The organism is Pseudoalteromonas aurantia, from assembly GCF_005886875.1.
GTDB classification, from domain to species: domain Bacteria; phylum Pseudomonadota; class Gammaproteobacteria; order Enterobacterales; family Alteromonadaceae; genus Pseudoalteromonas; species Pseudoalteromonas aurantia_A.
Genome location: NZ_PNBY01000125.1, coordinates 1 through 7292, shown reverse-complemented (window position 1 = coordinate 7292; position 7292 = coordinate 1). Strand labels below are relative to the sequence as shown.

The 7292-nt window shown below is 38.6% G+C and carries 4 protein-coding genes; all 4 read right to left on the bottom strand.

Going from position 1 to position 7292, the window contains the following annotated elements:
* Positions 1-214 precede the first annotated feature (214 nt).
* Positions 215-2338: a peptidase domain-containing ABC transporter gene (locus CWC18_RS18935; protein WP_138675879.1), complete on the bottom strand. Its 2124-nt coding sequence runs from the start codon at positions 2336-2338 to the stop codon at positions 215-217.
* Positions 2339-2373: 35 nt separating this feature from the next.
* A complete protein-coding gene (locus tag CWC18_RS18930; protein ID WP_138591542.1) occupies positions 2374-3618 on the bottom strand; it encodes an HlyD family secretion protein in 1245 nt (414 codons plus the stop codon).
* Between the two features lie 142 nt (positions 3619-3760).
* Positions 3761-5122 (bottom strand): bifunctional UDP-N-acetylglucosamine diphosphorylase/glucosamine-1-phosphate N-acetyltransferase GlmU, encoded by a 1362-nt coding sequence (glmU, locus tag CWC18_RS18925; protein WP_138675878.1) that lies wholly within the window; start codon positions 5120-5122, stop codon positions 3761-3763.
* 1110 nt (positions 5123-6232) lie between these two features.
* Complete coding sequence (locus CWC18_RS21790; protein ID WP_138591540.1) at positions 6233-6919, bottom strand: helix-turn-helix transcriptional regulator; 687 nt, start codon at positions 6917-6919, stop codon at positions 6233-6235.
* Positions 6920-7292: the final 373 nt, after the last annotated feature.

The following is a 7292-nucleotide window of genomic DNA, read 5'->3' as shown; positions in this document are numbered from 1 at the left end:
GCTTGTTTCTTTGGCGAGAAGAGCGTACCACTTTCAGCAGTTGGCTTCCTCTTCTATACCTTTCTATGAGTGTCGCACTTATTATATGAAATCAGGCGCCACCTTGAATAGAAAAACCTTAACTTTAACCAGAAAATATTTACATATAAAAATTCATTAATCATGAATATACCATTAATAAACCCAATTAAAACATCACAAAATAAAAATGTAATTATACTTCTTCGGCTTGTTCCACTTTATATTTTTGCAGTTTAACTTCCCTATCAGCAGATGCGATGGTTTCTTTCCTGTGTGCAATAATGACGCGTGTTATTTTTAAACGCGATACCGCTTCATTAATATCAGATTCTAGTGTGGTATCTAAATGACTGGTAGCTTCATCCATAAACAAAATTTTAGGTTCTTTATATAAAGCCCTAGCTAAAATTATACGTTGCTTTTGACCTCCAGATAAACTAGAGCCCATATCACCAATTAAACTATCATACCCCATCGGCATAGCACTAATATCATCATGTATTGCGGCCAAATCCGCACAATAAACCACGCGTTCCATATCTATCGGAGTATCAAAAAAAGCGATATTATCAGCAACAGAGCCAGACAATAACTCATCATCTTGCATAACCGCGGCAATTTGTTGTCGATATTGACGCGCACCAATTTTATCTAGTGCCACACCATCAATTAACACCTCACCACTTTTTGCTTGGTTCAAGCCAAGCATAATTTTTAAAAGTGTTGATTTACCACACCCTGACGGGCCTGTAATTGCCACAGACTCCCCCGCTTGGATAGTCAAATTAAGATTATTAAGCACATTTGGCGTCGCATCCGAATACGCAAAGCTAATTCCTTTTAATTCAATGCCCCCCTCAATTTTATGGCTCTTCGTCTTATCAGGCTGCAACTCTTCTTTATCAGTCAGGGCAATATCAGCAATACGATCAAAATGCAAACCAAGCATTTTAAACTCAATAAGTTTTTCAATTAGATTTGCTGTTTTATCCATAAACTGGCGTTTATAAGCCATAAACGCAAAGAGCATTCCGGTACTGAACCCCCCTTGGATCACCAAGTGTGCAGCTAAGTACACCACCACGATATTTTCGATGCCAAATAAAGCTCGATTAATTGCATCGTAGCCAATTTGAAAGTTACCTAAGCGAATATCTTGATTAATGGCGTTGGCATAACGATTCTGCCACTGCCCTTCACGTTTAACTTCAGAACCAAACAGTTTTATGGTCTGAATGCCTCGAACAGTCTCCATAAAGTTTGAGTTTTCTTCAGCTCGCGCCATGATTTCTTGTTCACTGATGGTGCGAAATGGTTTATACATCGCGATCCTTACTAACGCATAAGCGATAACAGCAACAAGTACGACAACCGAGAGCGTTGGACTATAAAAAAAGATCATTGCCAGTGTAATGATTGCCATTAAGCCATCAATAATCGCTTCAATAACCCCAGTGGTCAGTAATTGCTTTACCTGTTGCAATGACCCAAATCGAGAAACCACATCCCCCATATGACGCGTTTCAAAATACGACAATGGCAAACGAACTAAATGATGAAAGAGATTGGCACCTAACTGAATATTCATCTGATTACCAAAATGCAGCAGAGTAAAACCTCGTAACACATTAGTACCAATTTCAAAGACCATGACTAAAAAGAACCCAACAGCCAACACAGTGAGTAAAGAGGTATCACCTGTTAGTACCACATCATCTATTACCAACTGAATATAGTAAGGCGTAGCAAGGGTAAATACTTGTAATAGCATTGATAGTGCAAAAATTAAAAATAGCGAACGTTTTAACCCTGTGATCCGGCTCCAAAAGTCAGAAAATTTCAGGGTTGGTGATGCTTCTTTTTTTTCAAAACTCTTAGTCGGGGTTAGCTCTAATGCAATTCCAGTAAAATGGTTTGATGCTTCTTTTAAGGTAAACGTTTTTTCGCCAGCGGCGGGGTCATGAATGACAATGCGTTTTTCATTCGCTTTTTTGAGGACCACAAAGTGGTTCATGTCCCAATGCAAAATACACGGGGTTTGCAGTGCATCGAGATCTTCAAGCTCAATACGCAATGGCCTTGAAGTTAATTCCAACTTCTCTGCAAATTGCATAATATCGAGAAGCGTTGCGCCTTCCATAGAAATGCTAAATTTTTGCCGTAACGAGATAAGATCGCTGTGATAACCATGGTATGCCGCAACCATAGCCAAACTTGCCAAGCCGCACTCCGCAGCCTCAGATTGTAAGATTATAGGGAGTGATTTCCTTGACCAAAACTGTAGCTTTGCTACTGGAGCTTCATCTTCAACTTGCATAATAAGCCGCCTTTATTCTAATTATTGTCTACAGCTTATAGCTGACCTTGAATACTAAATACCGGATCGAATAACCAGCGTAATAAAGAACGCTCTTCAATAATAACATCCGCATCTAGCATCATCCCTGGGCGCAATGCCGAGGCTTTTCCATATGCTCTAACATGTTGATCATCCAACGTCACCACGACACGATAAGCAGGCTCCGAAATAATACCTGGCGTATTTGTTTCCTCTGGTAAAATAACACTGTTGCTCACTTCACTGATTTTTCCATCGTATACACCAAACTTTTCATACGGAAAAGCATGGTAACGCAACCGCGTTTGCTGACCTTCATTTACAAAACCGAATGCTGAAGTAGGCACAAAAATAACCGCTTGCATTTCGCTATTTTCTGGCAATACAGACAGCAAGTTTTGCCCTTCGCTCACATTTTTTCCTACTTTAGCTAACAGACCACTCACAATGCCGGATTTCGGAGAACGTAGCTCACCTAAGCGTTGTTGCTCAATTGAAGAAAGCTGGATTTGTAAACCTGCTTGTTGTGACAATAGCTGCGATAAACGGCTGCTTTGCTCTAAAGGGAGTTTGATAAGTTGATTTTCTAACTGCTCTATTTGACTTTGCAGTGTCAATCGCTCTGACTTTATACTCGAAGATTGCTGTTGCAGTGATAGAAGTGTATCTTTTTGCCGCTGTAGCTCCAACTCTGAAATATAACCCGTACCTTTCAATGTACTGATTTGAGTGACCATCTGCTCATTTAGTTTTAAACGTTGAGAAAACGTACTAGCTTGAGAGTCTAATTCATTTAATCGGGCTAACGCCGACTGCTTTTGTTGAGTAAGTTCAGCTTTATCTAATAAATCTTGACGCTTTTGTTGCTCAATCTGCTGCTCTAAGCTAGTCAACTGAAAGCTGTATTGATTGAGTAACGCTTGATTTAATTCAACTGCATGCTTACTGTGTTTTGCAGACGCAATACGTAAAATAGGGTCTCCCTTGGCTACATACTCTCCTTCTTTAATCAATATTTCAGAGATAACTCCAGTTTGAGATGCCTTTAATTTTAGTAAACCTGTGTTAGGCTCTATCACGCCTGAAACACGTTCTTTACGTGTATATTTACCAATCGATAAAAAGCATAAGCTAACTGCAACGACCACGACTATTAGTAATGTGAGTGTTTTGAATACCGGAGGCTGCACCAATGATACGGCACCTTCAAGCCGGTGCCGCTTGTTTTCCATGACTTCTTTACGAAACAGATTTTCCATAAATCTACTGCTGGCCTTTTAATTGTTGTTATTGTTAATTTTTGATTAACTTATATTAATGTACCACTTTGCATATAAGAAAGGAACAAACTTGACGAGTATGTAATGAAGAGGGGACCCCTCTTCATTAAGATGATGATAATTAAGCCTTTTTTACTGGCCGCTGCCAACCTGATAGGTTTCTTTGCTTGCTACGTGCAACGGCTAACTGTTCATTATCAACACGCGCAGTGATCACAGACCCAGCACCTACTGTCGCACCTTTTCCTATAGTTACAGGCGCGACAAGAGAAGAGTTAGAGCCAATAAATGCATTATCGCCAATCACGGTCTGTGACTTATTGACGCCATCATAGTTGCAGGTGATAGTCCCCGCACCTATGTTCACTTTTTCCCCAACCTCAGTGTCCCCTAAGTAAGTCAAGTGATTCGCCTTAGAGCCTTTGCCTAGGCGCGTTTTTTTCATTTCAACAAAATTACCGACATGAGAGTCCTCTTCCATAACCGCACCAGGTCGTAAACGTGCAAACGGCCCCAATGTGCACCCACTTGCAACTTGAGCCTGCTCAATCATCGTATTCGCTTTGACTACGACTCCATCATCGATAGTGCAATCTTTTAAAACACAATTAGGGCCAATAACAACGTTGTTACCTAATGTGACATTGCCTTCGAAAATAACATTGATATCAATATGTACATCTTGACCTGTTGTAACGCTTCCACGTACATCAACTCGTGAAGGATCAGCAAGGGTCGCCCCATTTAGCATTAACGTCTCAGCTTGCCAGGCTTGAAATGCACGCTCCAATGCAGCAAGTTGCACACGATTATTTGCCCCTTCGACTTCCATGGGATCATCAGGTTGAGCTGATGTTATCTCAACACCATCTTTATGTGCCATCGCAACAATATCGGTGAGATAATATTCACCTTGAGCATTATCATTCGATAGATTTACCAACCATCGTTTTAACAACTTACCATTGGCAGCCATAATCCCGGTGTTGATTTCTGTGATACGTAATTGATCAGCAGAAGCATCTTTTTGCTCGACAATACCTACTAATTGACCATTTTCTCGTAACATTCGGCCGTAACCATGTGGGTTAACTAAATCGACGGTTAATACCGCCAAACCTTGCGCTGGGGTTACTGAGAGTAGACGCTCCAATGTAGAACGCTTAGTCAATGGTACATCGCCATATAAAATAAGCACCGTGTCATCATCTTTTATGTGGGATGTAGTAACGGCGACAGCATGGCCCGTACCTAGTTGCTCTTCTTGCAGTACCCAATTTACATCATTATTAGCCAAAGCTTTTTTCAATTGCTCACCACCATGACCAAACACCAGATTGGTTGCCCTAGCACCCAGTGCAACTGCGTTATCAATAACATGCTGGACCATTGGCTTTCCAGCTATTGGATGAAGCACTTTTGGAAGGTTGGAACGCATACGAGTACCTTTACCCGCTGCAAGAATAACTGTATTTAATGACATCGTAAGTAGGTTCCGTATTACATTAAAGTGATTTATTTAATATTCTACCTGATATGGCAAAGTTTTATTGAATTAAAATACAACCGTTCTAAACACGATGAATGCGTTTACTATTTTGCACAATATGCTCTGCGCTGAGAGTAATAAACATTGACTTCTATCGGTCGTAATTTGAAGTCAAAAACAATTGAAAAACATGATATTAAACACATTGAACGACTTCTCAGAAACCATGTTATGTTGCGTGATCAGACATCGATTTATGTCAGCTTAGGTCGCGTTATGATCACTGTCACTAAAAAACATCCCGTCATTTTAGATGACTGAAGCCAGCAGATATCCAGAACAAAGCTGTATTCTGCGAGCGTGAAGGCCGCTCCTTGGTACTCTCTAAGGAAAGTACTTTTAGCTTTCAGTATCATTGTCCAAAAGTTCAATAATAATTGTTAAAAATGCTCAAATTATATGGCATGAGAATGTAATGAGGTATCCATCATGGTAAGTAAAGAACTTACAAACCCTTCTAAGGTTCATAGTAGTAAATGAAATACAGCGCTTAAAGTTAATTTAATACGTTTCTATTGCTAAATCAGAATAGTGATTTGAACGACCACAGCCACCGTGTTTTTCGGTATTCTACCACTTTGATATGGCACTATTACTTAACCAAATATTGATGTTACCGCTTTAAACTAAAGCACGATTATACTGTGACCAATTTCTAATTTTCTTCTTCATTTCAAAGCATGGGTTAAGGCATTTTATGATCTGAACACGCCAAACGAAAGACGTTCAATTATTTAGGAAACAAGGCCCCTTAGGGTACTAGATCGACATTTATCTTTGATCCCTATTATTTTCACCAACTTGATGCACAGAAAAATCAAGAACGCCTGAGCTCAATTTACTTTAAAGGGCGATAAACAGTATTGTTGATAACACCTGACTCTAAGCGCCCATAAAAAAAATAAATTCATCTTATTGTCAATCACCTGTCATTGAAAAAAGCCAACGATACCATCACAAGTTCACAGACCTTTGAACCAAAATAATTAACACGCATTCTGTAATCAACGAATACCGAAGAGCTGCAAAAAATAAGGGATATAGTCATATTAAGTTCTTCACAATACACTTAACAATTGCTTGCTGCCTGTTTGCACTGTCTGTTTTTACAATACAATTTGATAAGTGAAAGTTAACTGTTCTTTCAGAAATACCCAATATTTGACTGATTTCCCACGATGTTTTTCCTTCACACGCCCACTTTAAGCAGTCCTTTTCTCTTTTGGTTATATTTATTTTATTCTCTCTACACCGCATTGCTGCATTTAGCAAGTAAGGGGAAAGAATTGTCCAATACCAATCAATTAACTCTACATTACCAAATGTCTCCACTGTTTCAGGAATATCAAAAATTAACCCTCCTACAATTCCATCGACACCGCGCAGTGGTAATAAATATAACCCACACTCAATATTGATATATTCAATAATTTGCCCTAATGGTCTGATTCTTAAACCACTTTTACAATGTTGGTAACTAGTGTCACAATCTAGCGCTGTAATTAGCTCTTTTTCAAGTTCACCAAAAGAACTTAACTTATACATAGATGAAGAAAGTGGGTTGTAGTCCAAAACCCCTAGCACGTTGTAACCACGATTGAGAGCTTCATCTTTCAAAATAGATGTTAACTCTTTCCTAGTTGTAACAGCTTCAAACTCAGCCATTAATTCCTTTAACTTATCAAAATTTATTGTTTCAAATTGATTTTCTATAACGTCATACCTTTTCATAATCACGCCCCTATAGTTTTGTTATTTTCAATATGATCCTTAATCACCCCACCAGTTTGTCTGGATAAAAAAACATAGTCAAACTGAGTAAAGAAACAAAAAAAACAACAAAAACAAAAAATTAGACACAATTATTATAATTAAAAACCTCTAAATATTAATTGATAACAGTATAGAAAATAACAATAATAAAAATACTAGTACAGACGTAGAGTAACTAAAATACCAAGGCTTCTTCATTTTATTGATGAACGACGACTACAGATGAGCAATGAAACTAATCCATGACATTGCGCTATAAAACTATGTGATGGCACTATTTGATGACACTATTTGATGACACTATTTGATGACACTATTTGATGACACTATT